This window comes from Flavobacterium ranwuense, assembly GCF_004349315.1.
Classification (GTDB): Bacteria; Bacteroidota; Bacteroidia; order Flavobacteriales; family Flavobacteriaceae; genus Flavobacterium; species Flavobacterium ranwuense.
In genome coordinates, this window is the sequence record NZ_SMLH01000009.1 from 51154 (window position 1) to 68000 (window position 16847).

14 protein-coding genes are annotated in these 16847 nt (G+C 33.5%); 6 read left to right on the forward strand and 8 right to left on the reverse strand.

Translation table 11 applies throughout. The annotated features are described in order from the left end of the window. Nucleotides 1–200: 200 nt before the first annotated feature. Nucleotides 201–494: a cell division protein ZapA gene (locus E0I61_RS13470; protein ID WP_131915206.1), complete on the reverse strand. Its 294-nt coding sequence runs from the start codon at nucleotides 492–494 to the stop codon at nucleotides 201–203. A gap of 8 nt (nucleotides 495–502) precedes the next feature. Continuing rightward, nucleotides 503–793, reverse strand: a complete 291-nt coding sequence (locus tag E0I61_RS13475) for a hypothetical protein (protein ID WP_131915205.1) — start codon at nucleotides 791–793, stop codon at nucleotides 503–505. Between the two features lie 174 nt (nucleotides 794–967). Between E0I61_RS13475 and E0I61_RS13480 the strand changes: the two genes are divergently transcribed. From E0I61_RS13480 to E0I61_RS13490, 3 genes are all read left to right on the forward strand, one after another. After that, nucleotides 968–2665, forward strand: a complete 1698-nt coding sequence (locus E0I61_RS13480) for a M23 family metallopeptidase (RefSeq protein WP_132072034.1) — start codon at nucleotides 968–970, stop codon at nucleotides 2663–2665. Nucleotides 2666–2677: 12 nt separating this feature from the next. Continuing rightward, nucleotides 2678–5146 carry a TonB-dependent receptor gene (locus E0I61_RS13485; RefSeq protein ID WP_132072035.1) on the forward strand — a complete coding sequence of 823 codons (2469 nt, stop codon included), beginning with the start codon at nucleotides 2678–2680 and terminating at the stop codon, nucleotides 5144–5146. A gap of 109 nt (nucleotides 5147–5255) precedes the next feature. Next, complete coding sequence (locus tag E0I61_RS13490; protein WP_131992872.1) at nucleotides 5256–5978, forward strand: hypothetical protein; 723 nt, start codon at nucleotides 5256–5258, stop codon at nucleotides 5976–5978. A gap of 11 nt (nucleotides 5979–5989) precedes the next feature. Here E0I61_RS13490 and E0I61_RS13495 read toward each other — a convergent pair whose 3' ends face one another. From E0I61_RS13495 to E0I61_RS13515, 5 genes are all read right to left on the reverse strand, one after another. Further along, nucleotides 5990–6691, reverse strand: a complete 702-nt coding sequence (locus tag E0I61_RS13495; protein WP_131992869.1) for a DUF2971 domain-containing protein — start codon at nucleotides 6689–6691, stop codon at nucleotides 5990–5992. A gap of 91 nt (nucleotides 6692–6782) precedes the next feature. Continuing rightward, nucleotides 6783–8630, reverse strand: coding sequence for an ABC transporter ATP-binding protein (locus E0I61_RS13500; protein ID WP_132072037.1), 1848 nt, complete (start codon nucleotides 8628–8630; stop codon nucleotides 6783–6785). Nucleotides 8631–8709: 79 nt separating this feature from the next. Next, nucleotides 8710–10437, reverse strand: coding sequence for a phospho-sugar mutase (locus E0I61_RS13505; protein ID WP_132072039.1), 1728 nt, complete (start codon nucleotides 10435–10437; stop codon nucleotides 8710–8712). A gap of 239 nt (nucleotides 10438–10676) precedes the next feature. Continuing rightward, a complete protein-coding gene (locus E0I61_RS13510; RefSeq protein WP_132072041.1) occupies nucleotides 10677–11636 on the reverse strand; it encodes a glycosyltransferase family 2 protein in 960 nt (319 codons plus the stop codon). 6 nt (nucleotides 11637–11642) lie between these two features. Continuing rightward, nucleotides 11643–12173 (reverse strand): DUF4199 domain-containing protein, encoded by a 531-nt coding sequence (locus E0I61_RS13515; protein ID WP_131992857.1) that lies wholly within the window; start codon nucleotides 12171–12173, stop codon nucleotides 11643–11645. Between the two features lie 240 nt (nucleotides 12174–12413). Between E0I61_RS13515 and E0I61_RS13520 the strand changes: the two genes are divergently transcribed. Beyond that, a complete protein-coding gene (locus E0I61_RS13520) occupies nucleotides 12414–12665 on the forward strand; it encodes a type B 50S ribosomal protein L31 (RefSeq protein WP_039109118.1) in 252 nt (83 codons plus the stop codon). A 166-nt stretch (nucleotides 12666–12831) separates the two neighbouring features. Further along, on the forward strand, nucleotides 12832–14007 hold the full coding sequence (locus tag E0I61_RS13525) for a GlmU family protein (protein WP_132072043.1): 1176 nt from the start codon (nucleotides 12832–12834) through the stop codon (nucleotides 14005–14007). A gap of 79 nt (nucleotides 14008–14086) precedes the next feature. Here the strand turns inward: E0I61_RS13525 and E0I61_RS13530 are convergent, their stop codons facing one another. Continuing rightward, nucleotides 14087–14620: a murein L,D-transpeptidase catalytic domain family protein gene (locus tag E0I61_RS13530; protein ID WP_131992851.1), complete on the reverse strand. Its 534-nt coding sequence runs from the start codon at nucleotides 14618–14620 to the stop codon at nucleotides 14087–14089. 375 nt (nucleotides 14621–14995) lie between these two features. Between E0I61_RS13530 and E0I61_RS13535 the strand changes: the two genes are divergently transcribed. Then, entirely contained in the window at nucleotides 14996–16630 is a 1635-nt protein-coding gene (locus E0I61_RS13535; RefSeq protein WP_132072045.1) for an ABC-F family ATP-binding cassette domain-containing protein, read from the forward strand. Nucleotides 16631–16847: the final 217 nt, after the last annotated feature.

A 16847-nucleotide genomic window follows, 5' to 3' on the forward strand; every position in this document is an offset into this window, starting at 1 on the left:
TAAAATTTATATATAAAAAAGCCTACATTAGGTTGCTTGTATAAACTCGGAAAGACAAGTTTTGAGCTAACTCGTTGTTCAAGCTTCCGTACTTAAACGGCTTGCTATAGTAACGATGATTTGCTCATTCTAAATTGTTAGTGTTGAGTTTACCAAATATGAACTAATGTAGGCAGTATCTTAGTTTTTGTAAAGAACGTTTATTTGTCGAGATATTGATCTAAAATCGAATTGATTTTTTTAATTCTTTCGATGGTTGCTTCTCCATCTATGGCATTATCAATTTGTTTTTGTTCCGTTTGTGAAGCAAATTGTAAAGCACACATTGCTAATACATCTTGCTTGTCACGAACCGCGTAATTTTCTTCAAATTGCTTGATCATCTTATCAATTTTTTTCGAAGCGCTTCTAAGGCCTTCTTCCTGAGAGAAATCAACCGTTAACGGGTAGACTCTGTCTGCGATTGATATTTTAATTTTAAGCTTTTCGTCCATATCTTTTATTAATCTGATAGCTGTGCTATACAGTAATCAATTTCGCGAATTAATGAATTTATTTTAAGCTTCGTATCTCTTTTATTATCGTCACTGCCTAGTAATGTATTTGCTACTTTGAGTGTTTCATACTGCGTTTTTAGCGCTTCAATCTCTTGTGATTGAGTTTGTATTATGGATGCAGTTTTTGTTAATTCGTTTTTCAAATCTTGATTGTTTTTCTCCAAACCTTTCATTTTAGTGAAAAGTTTTTCAATCTTATTTTCAAGAGTATCAATAATTTCTGCAATTGCACTCATTATATATCTTATTCATTACATAATCATACAAAGTTAGTATTCCTTTTTAATTTTGCAATATTTTATTATTTTTTTTGCATTAAATTAATTAAATATCAGTTTTACAAATGGTTACGAACTATTTTTTTTAGCGCTGTTTTGAATACTTTTTTTATCTTAGCAAAAATGTAAACGATGAGATTTTCTGTATTTTTTTTATTTTTTTGCACTTCTGTTTTTGCACAAGTTGACTATCCAAAAGATTATTTTAGTTCACCATTAGATATTCCGATGCAATTGTCCGGGAATTTTGGAGAATTGAGACCCAATCATTTTCATGCAGGTTTTGATTTAAGAACGCAACAAAAAGAAGGATTGAAAGTATATGCAGTGGCCGATGGTTATGTGTCAAGAATAAAGATATCTACTTTTGGTAACGGAAAAACAATCTACATCAATCATCCTAATGGGTATACATCCGTTTATGGGCATTTAAAAATGGCCAATGGTGAAATAGAAAACTACATCAAGAAAACGCATTATGCAGCACAATCATTTGAAATTGAAATGTTTTTTAAGCCAGATGAAATGGTGGTGAAAAAAGGAGAAATTATTGCTTTCTCTGGTAATACAGGAGCTTCCGAAGGACCGCATTTGCATTTTGAATTTCGGGATTCTAAAACAGAATTCATAATCAATCCGATGCTTTTTGGGTACAATAAATTTTTAAAGGATACTAAGAAACCAGTTGTTTCAGGAGTTTATGTGTATCCTTTAGATTCGAAAACTACAGTCAATCATTCGAAACGACCTTTATTACTGAATGTTTCATTGCAAAAAGACGGAACCTATTTATCTGACAAAGTAGTTGCAAACGGTGCAATAGGTTTTGGAATTTCTGCTTATGACACTGATGATGTCTCGTTTAATAATAACGGAGTGTATAAAGTGCAATCTTTTTATAATGGAAAACCAAACTTCGGGTATGAATTCAATACGTATTCATTCGACGACATGCGCTACATTAATGCGCTGATTGATTATTCGCGATATAAGAAAATGCAACAACGGGTTCAGAAGCTTTTTATGAAAAACCCGTATAGTTTGAGCATTATCCAAGCTGATGAGAATAAAGGAGTGCTACAAGTTACTCCAAATTTAGCATCGCTGTATCGCATTGAAGTTTCGGATTTCTTTGGAAATAAAAAAACAATAGCCATTCCTGTTCAATATGATTTATTGACTACAATAATCAGTCCTGAGCCAGTGCAATCGAATTATTTTGTCAAAGCTAATAAAGATAGCAATTTTGCTTTAGCAAACATGTCGGTTTTCTTTCCTGCAGGAACTTTTTACGAAGATTTTGATTTGAATTTTGATGTAAAAAATGATACTTTGTTTTTACACGACGATACTATTCCTGTGCATACTAATTTTACGGTTTCAATTGAAGATACAAAATCGACTGAAGCGCAAAGAGAAAAAATGTTCATTGGTAGAATCGAAGGAAAAAAAGTAAATTACAATCCAACCTATAGAAAAGACAGCGTATTCAATACAAAGGTTAAAGTTTTAGGAAAATATGCTTTGGTTGCAGATACTATTACACCAAAAATAAGTATGGCCGTTCCTGTAGAAGGGAAATGGATCAGCGAGCAAAAAACAATTCAGCTTTCCATATACGATGACTTGTCAGGTATAAAATCATACAACGGCTATTTAAACGGAAAATGGGTATTATTCGAATATGATAATAAAACCAGAAAACTAATTCATTATTTCAATGATGGAATTGTTGCTGATGGTGCTAATGATTTAAAAGTTGTGGTGATTGATAATGTAGGAAATTCGACTACCTTTGAAACTCGTTTTTTTAGAAGCCAAAAAAAATAAAAACCAAATCATTTGAGTACTCATAAATTAATTTTTGTTTTCTTTTTTTTCTTCGCAAGCCTAAGTTTATTGGCCCAAACGGCTAGAATAAAAGGTGTGATTTTAGACAAAAACAATCAACCGGTAGAAAACGTAAATGTTTCTTATTCCAGTATTGGCACTCAATCCAATAAAAATGGTTTTTATGATCTAAAAGTCCCTGCGAACCAAAAAGTAACGTTAGTTTTTACGCATGTCTCGTTGAAAAAAATAACGGTAATTTTTTCTTTGGATTCTAATGAACAAAAGGAGTTCAACCCAGTGATGAGTGATCAGGAGGAACAAATGGGAGAAGTGATTGTGACATCCAATAACCGAAAACTGATTCAGGGTGTTGCAACAATTGAGCCTGAAATCATCCGAAAAATTCCAGGAGCTAATGCCGGAATCGAAAACATTTTAAAAACCTTACCTGGAGTAAATTCTAATAATGAATTGAGTACGCAATATGCAGTTCGAGGCGGGAATTATGACGAGAATTTGGTTTATGTAAATGAAATTGAAGTCTATCGTCCGTTCCTGATTCGTTCGGGACAACAAGAAGGTTTGAGTTTCACCAATACGGATTTAGTTCAAAATGTTGATTTCTCGGCAGGAGGCTTTCAAGCTAAATTCGGGGATAAGTTATCGTCTGTTTTGGATATTACCTATAGAAAACCGGTTAAATTTGGCGCAAGCCTTGAAGCAAGTTTTCTTGGCGGAAGCCTTTCCGTTGATGCTGTTTCCAAGAATGAAAAATGGTCTGCGGTTACGGGAGTTCGATACCGCAACAACAGCCTTTTGGTAAAAAGCCAAGAGACTCAAACGAATTTCACCCCTTCATTTGCAGATATTCAAACCAATATAAACTATCAGGCTTCGGCTAAATGGCAGTGGAGTTTTCTTGGGAATATTTCACAAAATAAATACCAATATCAGCCATTAACGAGACAGACTAATTTTGGAACCATAGATAATCCTATGTCGCTCACTGTTTTTTATGAAGGTCAGGAAAAGGATAAATACGATACTTATTTTGGGGCTTTAAAAACAACTTTTAATGTTTCGGATAATTTTACTTTGAAATTTATCGGTTCTGTTTTTCAAACTTTAGAACAAGAATATTTTGATATTTTCGCCCAATACCGTTTAGGGGAAGTAGATTCCAGTATTGGATCGGAAACTTTTGGAGAAGTGGCTTTTACAAGAGGAATTGGATCGCAGTTGAGTCATGCCAGAAATGATTTGGATGCACTAATTGTAAATACAGAGATAAAAGGATTTCACGATTGGAAAGAAAATCAATTTGAATGGGGAATAAAATATACACGAGAATCCATCCGTGACAGAATAATAGAGTGGGAGGTAATTGATTCGGCTGGTTTTTCATTGAATCCACCAATTATTGATTTGCCTAAAAATGATCAGCCCTATTCGCCTTACACCGGACCGCTTGTTCCGTATCAAAATATCCGAGCGACTAATTTTAATTCCATCAATAGGTTTTCGGGATATGGTCAATGGAGTTTGAAATCGAATATTGGTACGAGTAAAGTTTGGTATAATGCTGGTTTACGCATGCACAATTGGGAAGTTACAGGTGATAATGTAATAGGAAAATCCCAAATTACTTTTAGCCCCAGAGCACAATTTGCCATAAAACCAGATTGGGAGAAAGATATGGTTTTTAGACTTTCGGGAGGATTATACCATCAGCCGCCATTTTACAGGGAATTAAGAGATGCAGATGGAATGGTACAACCGAATACTAAAGCGCAACAGTCTGTTCATTTTGTTTTTGGAAATGATTATAGTTTCAAAATGTGGGATCGCCCTTTCAAGTTGGTTTCAGAGTTGTATTATAAATCGCTGACAGATGTAAATACATATACGATTGACAATGTTCGCATTCGTTATGCGGCTAATAATAATGCAACAGCGTATGCGCAAGGATTAGATGTTCGCTTGAACGGGGAATTTGTGCCCGGAACAGAATCATGGTTTAGTTTTGGTTACTTGAAAACAGAAGAAAACAGTAATGATAAAGGATATATTGCCAGACCTACGGACCAAAGATTGAAATTTGGGCTTTTGTTTCAAGATTATATGCCTAATATTCCAAGTATAAAATTGTACTTGAATTTGGTCTACAATACTGGATTGCCGGGTGGTTCGCCATCGTATGCTGATCCTTATTTGTACCAAAATCGATTGAATGATTACCGCCGTGTGGATGTTGGCTTCTCCAAAGTTTTTATAGATAACACTACAGTAAAAAAGAATACAGGTTGGTTTAAGGACTTTAAAGAGTTGGCGATAGGATTAGAAATTTTCAATCTTTTTGATAATCAAAATGCCATTACGAATACTTGGGTTCGTGATGTGTATTCTAAAAATCAATATGCGATTCCTAATTATATGACCACCAGAGTTTTTAATGTGAAATTGACGGCGAAGTTGTAAACGCTAACAATTAGAAAAGTTTAACCCAATTTTAATTAGTTAAATCAAGTACCGAATACCATTACCATTTTTAAAAATGATTACATTTGAATTTTAATAGTACAACAACATGAAAAAACTACATATCACAATATTAGGAATCGCAGTTTTACTTTTAGCCAGTTGCAAAGAGGAAATCGAAAAGCCAAAAGTGACTTATAATGGATCTAATAAAGGAAAAGCAATTGCCGTAGCCGATTCTACTCAAATACAAATTGCCGACTTGCCACTTCAAATGGAAGGAACGGATTATTTGATTCATCCCGTAGCGGATTTAAGTATTCGTGAGAAAGGGATAAAATCGAGATATGGTTCTTCCAGCGTCAATGATTTGAGTTTTACCATTTCTAATTATGGAGAATTTGAAATTACCGGGTTTTTGCAAAATATAAAATTTCAAAAAGTAGATTCGGATTCCATCAGAAAATTGACAGACAAGCCTGTTTTGATTCAAACAGCTACGTATTTGAAGTCGGTTGCTGATAAAACCAATAATCAGATTATGGTGTACACGATGGTCGACATGGATACAAACAAAGACGGAAAATTAGATACAAGTGATATTAAAGCATTGTATTTAAGCGAAATTAGCGGTAAAAAATTCACTAAGATATCGTATAATTTACAGGAATTAATAGATTGGAAATTGATAGAATCTAAAAATCGTTTGTACTACAGAACCGTAGAGGATACCAATAAAAATGGAGAGTTTGATAAGAAAGACGTGGTGAATTACTACTATATTGATTTGTCAAAAAAGGAATGGAAAATAATTGGTTACGAACCGGTTTAGAAGCGATAATTTTAAATCAAAATATCACTTTCCAAGTCTGATTTTTCTATGGTAAAATCAAATCCCAGTTGTTTTACTAATTGGATAACTAGGTTTTTGTACCAGTTTTCGGATTTAGGATGAATGTATATTTTTTCGATCAACTGATTGATATTTACACTAATTTTCAGTCCTTCATTGATTTTGATAGTGCTTTCGCCAATGTCTGAAATGATACGAACTTCACGTTCATATTGAAAACTTTTTCGCTTGAACAAAAAAGGGAAAAACATATCGTCAAACGGAATGTGTTCTTTTTTGTAATCGATGTAATTTACTTCTCCAATATATTGATAGAAATTTGTTTCAGGACCAAGCGATTCCTGTAATCTGCCTATTGTGGATTGAATCGCTAAACCTTCACTGTTTTGCGTAAAAATCTGCCACATAGCAAACGATTCATATTCATTGATATGCCAGCTGCTAATGGCTACTTTTTCCCGATGGGTTTTGTAAAAATTTAAAAAATCAGGATTATCGATTGAAAGTTTTTTTATTTCCTCAAAAGTTGGTTCGCTAAAGGTACCTTCGTATTGATCTTCAAATTTATCGGATCGCGACATAAACAGCTTTTGTGACAACAACAAATCAAGAAACTTAGATAAGTCAAGGTATTTCCAAACAACAGTATTTGGATCTTCAGGAAGTTTTATGTTTGGATTGTTGATGTACATCTTTTAGATTTAAAAATTTAAAAAATTGAATTATTTAAAGATTTTCGACCCTCAATAAAATCTTAAATCAAAAATCGTTAATCTGCAATCTTCATTCAAAGGACTGCATTGTCACTAATTTGTTATACATGCCATTCATTGCAATAAGTTCGTCATGTTTTCCTTGCTCGACTATTTTTCCTTTTTGCATCACCACAATCAAATCTGCTTTTTGAATAGTCGAAAGACGGTGTGCAATAACAATTGAAGTTCTGTTTTGCATCATATTTTCCAGAGCTACTTGAACGAATTTTTCGCTTTCGGTATCCAATGCTGATGTTGCTTCATCGAGAATCATAATTGGAGGATTTTTCAAAACTGCTCTGGCAATTGATAATCGTTGTTTTTGTCCGCCGGAAAGTTTGTTTCCGCTGTCGCCAATATTTGTGTGAATTCCGAGTGGTAAGTCTTTTACAAATTCGTACGCATTGGCAATTTTCAACGCTTCGATGATTTCTGTATCCGTGGCGTCATGTTTACCAAGTGCGATATTTGCTTTTATGGTGTCATTAAACAAAATGCTGTCTTGAGTCACTAATCCCATCAAATCACGAAGGGAATGCAAATTAATGTCTTTGATGTTGATTCCATCGATGCTTATTGTTCCTTCATTTACATCATAGAAACGAGTTAATAAATTGGCAATCGTACTTTTTCCACTTCCGGATTGTCCTACAAGAGCAACTGTTTGTCCTTTTTTTACGTTAAGTGAAAAGTCTTTTAAAACGTTCTCGTCTTCGTATCTAAAATTAATATTCTTAATTGCTATACTGTCTTCAAAAGCTAATTTTTTAATTGCATTTTTGCCGTCTGTAATCTCATTATTTACTTCTAAAACTTCAAAAACACGTTGAGCAGCTGCTAGTCCATTTTTTACCGAATAAGAGGCTTTAGAAATGGCTTTGGCAGGAGTTAAGATATTATAAGCAAGACCCATGTAGGCTAGAAATTTAGCACCATCAAGTAATGCTTTTCCATTAGGTAATGTATCAACAAGTACCATTTTTCCACCAAACCAAAGCAATATGCAAATAGTAATAATCCCTAAGAACTCACTTAAAGGCGTAGCCAAGTTGTTTTTTTTACCTATACTGTTAGACAATTTTAAAACTCGGGTGACTGAATCATTAAATTTTTGTTTAAAATTTGATTCGGCATTGTAACTTTTAACAACTTTTAGTCCAGATAACGATTCTTCTACAATCGAAATTAGATAGCCGTTTTCATATTGAACTTTTTCGGATTTGCTGCGCAGTGATTTACCAATTTTTGATATTAATAGTCCTGAAAGTGGGATAAAAATAAAGACAAACAAGGTTAACTTGAAACTTATAGCAATCATACCAATAAGAGTGAATACGATGGTCATTGGCTCCTTAACGATTAATTCTAAGATAGAAAAAAAAGAATTTTGAACCTCGTTTACATCACCTAACATTCGAGCCATAATATCACCTTTTCTTTTTTCAGAATAGTAGGAAACAGGTAAGTTAATGATTTTGTGATACATTGAATTCCTTAAATCCTTCAGTACACCATTTTTAAGATGCATCAAATGATTGGATGCTAGGTAATTAAATAGATTTTTTAATAGAAAAGTTACACTTACTATGGCAATAACTAACAGTAAGGCAAATTCAGGACCATTCTTTTCGGTTAGTAGTGTGATGTTGTAATATAAGTATTCTTTAGAAAATTTGATGATGTCAAAAATAGACTCTAAAACAGGTTTTTTATCGATTTTTTCAGAAGTACCAAAAAGGACATCCATCATTGGGATTAATGCAATAAAAGACAAGGTACTAAACAGTGCGTAAAAAATATTGAATATTACGTTCCAGACCACATGAGAGCGATATGGGTTTGTGAAAGGAATAATTTTTTTGAAATTTGAGTCCATTTAAGTTGTTTTTTTATCATCAAGACCCGATGAGTTCTCCACTTATCGGGTCTGTCTGAAAAATCAATTTTTTATTAAATTAGTTCAATTGCATTGATGCAATAATATTTTTTATTTTGTTGCCCAAAATGCTCTCTACTTCGTTGAAATCTTCTACGGAATCCAATTCAGTATTTACACTGATGTAGAATTTTATTTTAGGTTCAGTTCCACTTGGTCTGGCGCATATTTTAGAGCCGTCTTCAGTGTAATAAATAAGCACGTTCGATTTTGGGATTTCCATTTTGGTTTCCTCATCGGTAAGCAAGTTTTTAGCAATTGAAGATTGGTAATCTTCCATCATTACAACTCTCAATCCGTTGATTTCTTTCAATGGATTCTCACGTAAATCAATCATCATCTGATTAATTTCCTGTAAGCCATCCATTCCTTTTTTAGTCAATGAAACTAAGTATTCTTTGTAAAAACCGTTGTCAACATACAGTTTTAGTAATTCTTTGTAAACAGTACTTCCTTTAGCTTTGGCTTGAGCCGCCACTTCGCAAATCAATAAAGTCGCCGCCACAGCATCTTTATCACGTACGGCATCGCCTACCATGTAGCCAAAACTTTCTTCACCACCACCAATGAATTCCAACTCCGGAAAATCCTTAATCATCTTGGCAATCCATTTGAAACCTGTCAAACCAACTTTACATTCTACGCCGTAGTTTGTCGCTAATTCCATCATCATAGGAGTAGAAACTATTGTAGAACCTACAAATTGCTTGCCATTGATTTTACCTGCTTTTTTCCATTGTTCCAATAAAAAGGCAGTCATCAAAATCATGGTTTGATTTCCGTTAAGCAAAGTCATTTTGCCTTCGTTATTTCTAACGGCAACTCCTAAACGGTCACAGTCAGGATCAGTCCCAATAACAATATCAGAATTGGTTTTATCAGCCAAGGCTAATGCCATCGTCAATGCTTCCGGCTCTTCAGGATTTGGAGATTTTACCGTTGGGAAATCACCATTTGGCTCCGCTTGTTCCGGAACAATATGAACGTTTGTGTAACCTGCTTCTGATAAGGTATCAGGAACCAACGTTATTGAAGTTCCATGTAACGAAGTAAAAACAACATTTAGATTTTCTTTGGCTTCAGCCGAAGTTCCAAAACTGGCATTCTCGATAGTCGATCTGATAAAAGCTTTATCAACTTCCTTGTCAATATAGTGTATCAAATCTTCATTGGCAGTAAACTTGATTTGATTGTAATTTAAATTCTCAATAACATTGATGATTCCCTCATCTTCCGGTGGCACAATTTGTCCGCCATCTTCCCAGTATACTTTGTATCCGTTGTATTCCGGCGGATTGTGAGATGCCGTAAGAACAATTCCGCATTGACAACCTAAAAGTTTAACCGCAAATGACAATTCTGGTGTGGGTCTCAATTCCGAAAACAAATAAACTTCAATTCCATTAGCTGAGAAAACATCCGCAACTAATTTGGCCAAAGTATCACTATTATGACGACAATCGTAAGCAATAACGGCTTTCAAAGACTGATTGGGAAATGCAGTATGCATATAATCCGAAAGTCCTTGTGTGCTTTTTCCAAGCGTATATTTATTGATGCGATTGTTTCCTACACCCATAACACCACGCATTCCACCAGTTCCAAATTCAAGATTTTTATAAAAACTCTCTTCCAGTTCTTTAGGGGATGTAGTTATCAATTCGGTAATAGCTTCCTGAGTAGCGGTGTCAAATGTTGGCGTAAGCCACTCATTTACTGCGTCCAAAATATTTTGTTTGATATCCATGCTATTTTTTTTAGTTTCTAAATTTGTAATTAAAATTTAAATACAGTTTTTTGTTTTTTTAGGAGCTATATCCTGCTATTCGTTGTATCTTTTTCTTTTTTTAAAGAAAAAAAAGAAAAAGTATGTTGCTGCAAATGAAATTCACTGAACTCTTATCAAAATAAAAGTTATGTGAAGTAATCAGGGCTAGGTATTGGCTAAACCATAACCATTTCCTTTAAATTTAGTTTTAATTAAATTTATAAAAAATTAACTTCACTTGACACTTTATAACGCTCTTCATTGTTTTTTGTTCGCAAAATTATTTCACCAAGAAATCCAGCCAAAAATAATTGTGTTCCCAAAACCATTGTGGTAAGTGCGATATAAAACCAAGGATTACTCGTTACCAGACTATAGCGCATATCATTATACATATGATATAGTTTTGAAATACCAATATATCCGGCAAGCATAAAACCAATGATAAACATTACGGAGCCCATGGCACCAAATAAATGCATTGGTCTTTTTCCAAACCTTGAAAGAAACCAAATGGTAATTAAATCCAAGAAACCATTGATGAAACGTTCCATCCCAAATTTAGTTTCGCCATATTTTCTGGCTTGATGCTGCACCACTTTTTCACCAATTTTTCCAAAACCGGCATTTTTTGCCAAAACTGGAATGTATCGGTGCATTTCACCTGAAACTTCAATGTTTTTCACCACAACATTTTTGTACGCTTTCAATCCGCAATTGAAATCATTCAATTCAACTCCTGATGTTTTTCTCGCCGCCCAATTGAATAATTTAGAAGGTAAGTTTTTTGCCACAACAGAATCGTAGCGTTTCTTTTTCCAACCGGAAACCAAATCATATTTACCATTGGTAATCATATCGTACAATCCCGGAATTTCCTCTGGGCTATCTTGTAAATCGGCATCCATGGTGATAATGACATCGCCTTTTGCTTTTGCAAAACCGGCATGTAAGGCTTGTGATTTTCCGAAATTTTTCATGAAACGAACCCCTTTTACGTGTGGGTTTTCTTGGGCAAATCCTTCGATAATATTCCATGAATTATCCGTACTTCCATCATCCAGAAAAATGATTTCATAAGAATAATTATGAGATTGCATCACTTTAATGATCCAGTTATACAGTTCATTAAGTGATTCCTCTTCATTAAGAAGCGGTATGAGTATAGATAAATTCATTAATTTTTATTCTTGTGTAGATTTGCTTTTGAAAAATGCTGCCAAAATTAATCCGAAAATTGAACTAAAAACAATACTAAAAACGGATCCTTTTAGTAATTCCAATGTAGAATAAGGATTGTTTTCTTTCATTTTTGCTATTGCTTCGTTAATGGCTGATGCTGGTGTGCCAAATTTCTGCATCATATTGACAGTATATTTAATCATTAATTCACTTAAAGTCTCTTTAGCAGAAGGATCAATAAAATTGAATAAAAGAACATTAAAAAGTGTAGAAATTAAAATACCTATTAGTGTAGCAATGAAGTAAGTCGTAAAAGCATCTTTGAAAGAGAAAACATTGTTGAGCTCTTTTTTTGTTTTCGAAAGTAAAACAATTCCCAATACAAGGTAAATTAAAATGCTTAAAGCTCCAATCCACCAAGAAGTAAACAGATTTAAATCAATAGCGTATATTGTCGAAGTAATTAATGCAGAAACAATTCCAATTGTTACTCCAAAGGTTATTCCATTCTTTTTAATAATTTCATTTATCATTGTTACTGTTTTAGAATTAATCCACAAATATAACAATTCCCAATATATTCGTAGCTAAAAATCGTTTTTTACGATTATATAAAAAAAGTGATGCAAAGATTTGTTTATTGGAAAATAATTGTAAATTTGCAAACTCAAAATAATATTGTAAAACAAAAAGTTATAAGGAGTTTATACCTTTTCTGTTAGAAGAAAAGCTTCAAGACAAATTATAATTAACAAATAAAAAAGATTAACAAGATGAAAAAAGGAATTCACCCAGAAAATTACAGATTAGTTGCATTTAAAGACATGTCAAATGACGAAGTTTTTATCACTAAATCTACTGCAGATACAAGAGAAACATTAACAGTTGACGGAGTTGAATATCCAGTTGTAAAAATGGAGATCTCTAGAACATCTCACCCTTTTTACACAGGTAAATCTAAACTTATTGATACTGCAGGACGTATTGATAAATTCAAAACTAAATACGCTAAACACGTTAAATAATTTTAACTTGTTCTCAAATACAATCAAGCCTTCCTTTTTGGAAGGCTTTTTTTATTTAATATAGAATGAGTTATACAGTCACTCCCATTAAAATAAATATAAATCTTTGTAACTTTGAACCCGATAACCAAATCAATATTTTAATAATTGCCAAATCAATTTATTTATGAATTACATCCTTTTTGATGGTCCCGCTCGAAATGCACTTTTGCCATTTACTTTCACACGCCCGGTTGCTGATATTCTTATCGGAATCATGACCATTCGTCAAAAATGGGAAATGCGTCTGGGTTCTACTACAACTACATTGACAGAGGAATATTTATCAGAGAAATTTCCAATGGTAGAATTAGAAGAAAATGTAATGATAAACGCCTCTTTTCTTCCTAATGATGTATTAGCAGAGCTGGTTAGTAATCTGGAACCAAATCAAGCCATTTTTAAAGGCGATGAAGTCATTGCTTTTTATACGAATGAGGAACAAGAAGAAGTAGATTTTGATACCTATAAAATTATTGAATACAATGATGATTGCTTGACAGTTGAGCATACTTGGGATATTTTTTCTAAAAATGATGCTGCGATACGAGAAGATTTCGAATATTTAACGGAAGACAGGAAATCACAACCCATCCCAAAAAGTGTCAATGTCATTGCGCCGGAGAACATATTTATAGAAGAAGGGGCAAAGTTAGAGTTTGTAACTTTAAATGCTTCTTTAGGTCCCATATATATAGGTAAAGATTCAGAAATTATGGAAGGTTCCGTAATCAGAGGACCTTTTGCCTTGTGCGAAAATGCGCAAGTAAAAATGGCTTCAAAAGTATATGGCGCTACAACTGTTGGTCCGTATTCCAGGATTGGTGGGGAGGTAAAAAACACAGTGCTTTTTGCATATTCGAATAAGGGACATGATGGGTTTCTTGGAGATTCTGTTCTTGGCGAATGGTGTAATATTGGTGCTGACAGCAACAATTCTAATCTAAAGAATAATTACGAAGAAGTGAAATTGTGGAGTTATGAAACGGAAGGTTTTGCTAAAACTGGACTTCAGTTTTGCGGATTGATGATGGGGGATCACAGCAAATGCGGAATTAATACTATGTTCAATACGGGGACGGTAGTAGGAGTGAGTGCTAATATCTTTGGCAGTGGGTTTCCTCGCAATTTTGTACCTAGTTTTTCCTGGGGTGGCGCTTCCGGTTTTACCACTTATGTGACCAAAAAAGCTTTTGAAACGGCTCGATTAGTAATGAGTCGTAGAAATGTGGATTTTGACGAAAGAGAAGAAGCTATTCTAGAACATGTTTTTGAGGAATCAAAAAAGTGGAGAAAAGAATAATTTCTACTTTATATACAATGTAAAAAGCCTCTTGATTGAGGCTTTTTTTTATTTTAAGTACTACTAAGTAAATAGCTGTTTATTGATAAGCATAAATAAGGGAGCCGTTTTTTATCAAGTCAATCAACGGATTGGCATTATTGTCAGGAACAGAAAAACATCCCCAACTGAACTTACTAAACATTTTTTTTGACGAATGAACCACGATATTTCTTTTCAAAGCATTCGAATTTTTATCGTTTTCTAAACCATCTAATCTTAAAGAATATCCCCACATGCCTTGATAGGTCTGTAGCGTAACATAACATCCTAATGAAGTGGCTTTACTTCCTTCAATATTGCTAAATGAACTAGGAGTCAATCCGGTTCCTGAGCCGGAACCATGATCAACATTACTGGTCAGAAGTATTTTGTTATTTTTTAAATCAATAACATACAGCCTTGCTTCGTTGATTGATTTTGAAAAATCAATTAGCGTAATAATATTTTTATTTTTGGCTTTAGAACCCCATTTTGTTTGTACTTCACAAGCTTTCTGTACAATTTCTTCATTGCTCTGAGCTACAATAAAATTAAAAGCGCATAAGAGAATAATTGTTAATGTTTTTTTCATGAACTAGTTTTTAAATTTTCATTCAACCTAGAAAAATTAGGTTTTTCGTTTACACATCGATTTTGTTTTCTACACTATTCTCCTGTTTTTTACATTGTTTAAACATGGATAACTGTTTTCATCATGATTTAGGGATTTGTTGTTTTTAAGATTTTTCTTTTGTTTCAAATGCAAAATATTTTTAGTTAGTAAAGGTCTAAATATCAACTACAAAACTATAAAAAAACACTATTATTGTGCTCGGTTTAATTTTTTTATTTCTTGTATTTAAAATTTAAATTGTTATAAATTATTCAATTGTCCAATTACTGAATTAATCTATCTTTGCACTTTTAAAATCAGATAATCAAATTATCTAAAAATCTTATAATCTAAATGATTACAGTTAACGATATTTCTGTGCAATTTGGTGGCACAACACTTTTTAGTGATGTTTCTTTTGCTATAAATGAAAATGATAAAATTGCCCTAATGGGTAAAAATGGAGCAGGAAAATCGACGCTGCTTAAAATTATTGCGGGTCAAAGCAAGCCTTCAACCGGTAATATTTCGGCACCAAAAGATGCTGTTGTGGCCTATTTGCCTCAGCATTTGTTGACTACAGACGGTGCAACGGTGATGCAAGAAACGTCGAAAGCTTTTGGAGAAGTTTTTGCAATGAAAGCGGAGATTGATGAAATCAATGAACAATTAACCATTCGTACGGATTATGAAAGTGATGCATACATGAAATTAATCGAAAGAGTTTCTGACTTAAGCGAGAAATTTTATGCTATTGAAGAAATAAATTACGAAGCCGAAGTAGAGAAAATATTAATTGGTTTAGGTTTTGTCCGCGAAGATTTTGTCCGCCAAACTTCAGAATTCTCTGGAGGATGGAGAATGCGAATTGAACTTGCCAAAATTCTTTTGCAAAAACCAGACTTAATTTTACTGGATGAGCCTACCAATCATATGGATATTGAAAGTATTCAATGGTTAGAGGATTTCTTGATTAATTCAGCCAAAGCGGTTGTGGTAATTTCTCACGATAGAGCTTTTGTCGATAATATTACCAATCGTACCATCGAAGTTACGATGGGACGTATTTATGATTATAAAGCTAAATACTCTCATTATCTGGAACTTAGAAAAGACAGACGTGTGCATCAGCAAAAAGCGTATGACGAGCAACAACGAATGATTGCTGATAATAGAACTTTTATCGATCGTTTTAAAGGGACATTTTCTAAAACGGATGCCGTTCAATCCCGTGTTAAAATGTTAGAGAAATTGGTTATTGTTCAGGTTGATGAGGTGGATACTTCGGCTTTGAAACTAAAATTCCCACCTGCTGCCCGTTCAGGACAATATCCGGTAATTGTAAAAGATTTAACAAAATCGTATGGCAATCACGTTGTTTTTTCGAATGCAAATATGGTCATTGAAAGAGGAGAAAAAGTAGCTTTCGTAGGGAAAAATGGGGAAGGGAAATCAACGATGATCAAAGCCATTATGAAAGAAATCGAAATAAATGGTGGAAGTTTAGAAATTGGTCATAATGCCCAAATTGGTTATTTTGCTCAAAATCAAGCCTCTTTATTAGATGAAAACGCCACTATTTTTGAAACTATTGATGATATTGCCGTGGGTGATGTTCGAACTAAAATTAAAGATATTTTAGGAGCTTTTATGTTTCAGGGTGATGATGTGACCAAAAAAGTGAAAGTACTTTCCGGTGGCGAAAAAACGCGTTTGGCAATGATTAAACTATTGTTGGAACCAGTGAATTTATTGATTTTGGATGAGCCTTCGAATCACTTGGACATGAAAACCAAAGATATTATCAAAGATGCGTTGCGTGATTTTGACGGAACATTAATTTTGGTTTCTCACGACAGGGATTTCTTGGATGGATTGGCAACTAAAGTTTTTGAGTTTGGAAACAAAAGAGTAGTAGAACATTTTGAAGATATTACCGGTTTCTTGGCTCATAAGAAAATGGACAGTATGCGAGAGATAGAGAAATAGTGTTCAGATAGAACAGGTTATAGATACAAAAAAGACATGCGTATAACGCATGTCTTTTTTGTTTAAGTCAAGTTTTGAGAATTTTTTTTGTAGTAAAAACATAGTGATTTTTGAAGGTAATTTTTTATATATAAAAGGTTAAAGTGCTTGTTAGTAATATTTTAATTTTAATTTTTTCGTACCTTGTATTGTAATTGAATTTCAATGTATAAAATTT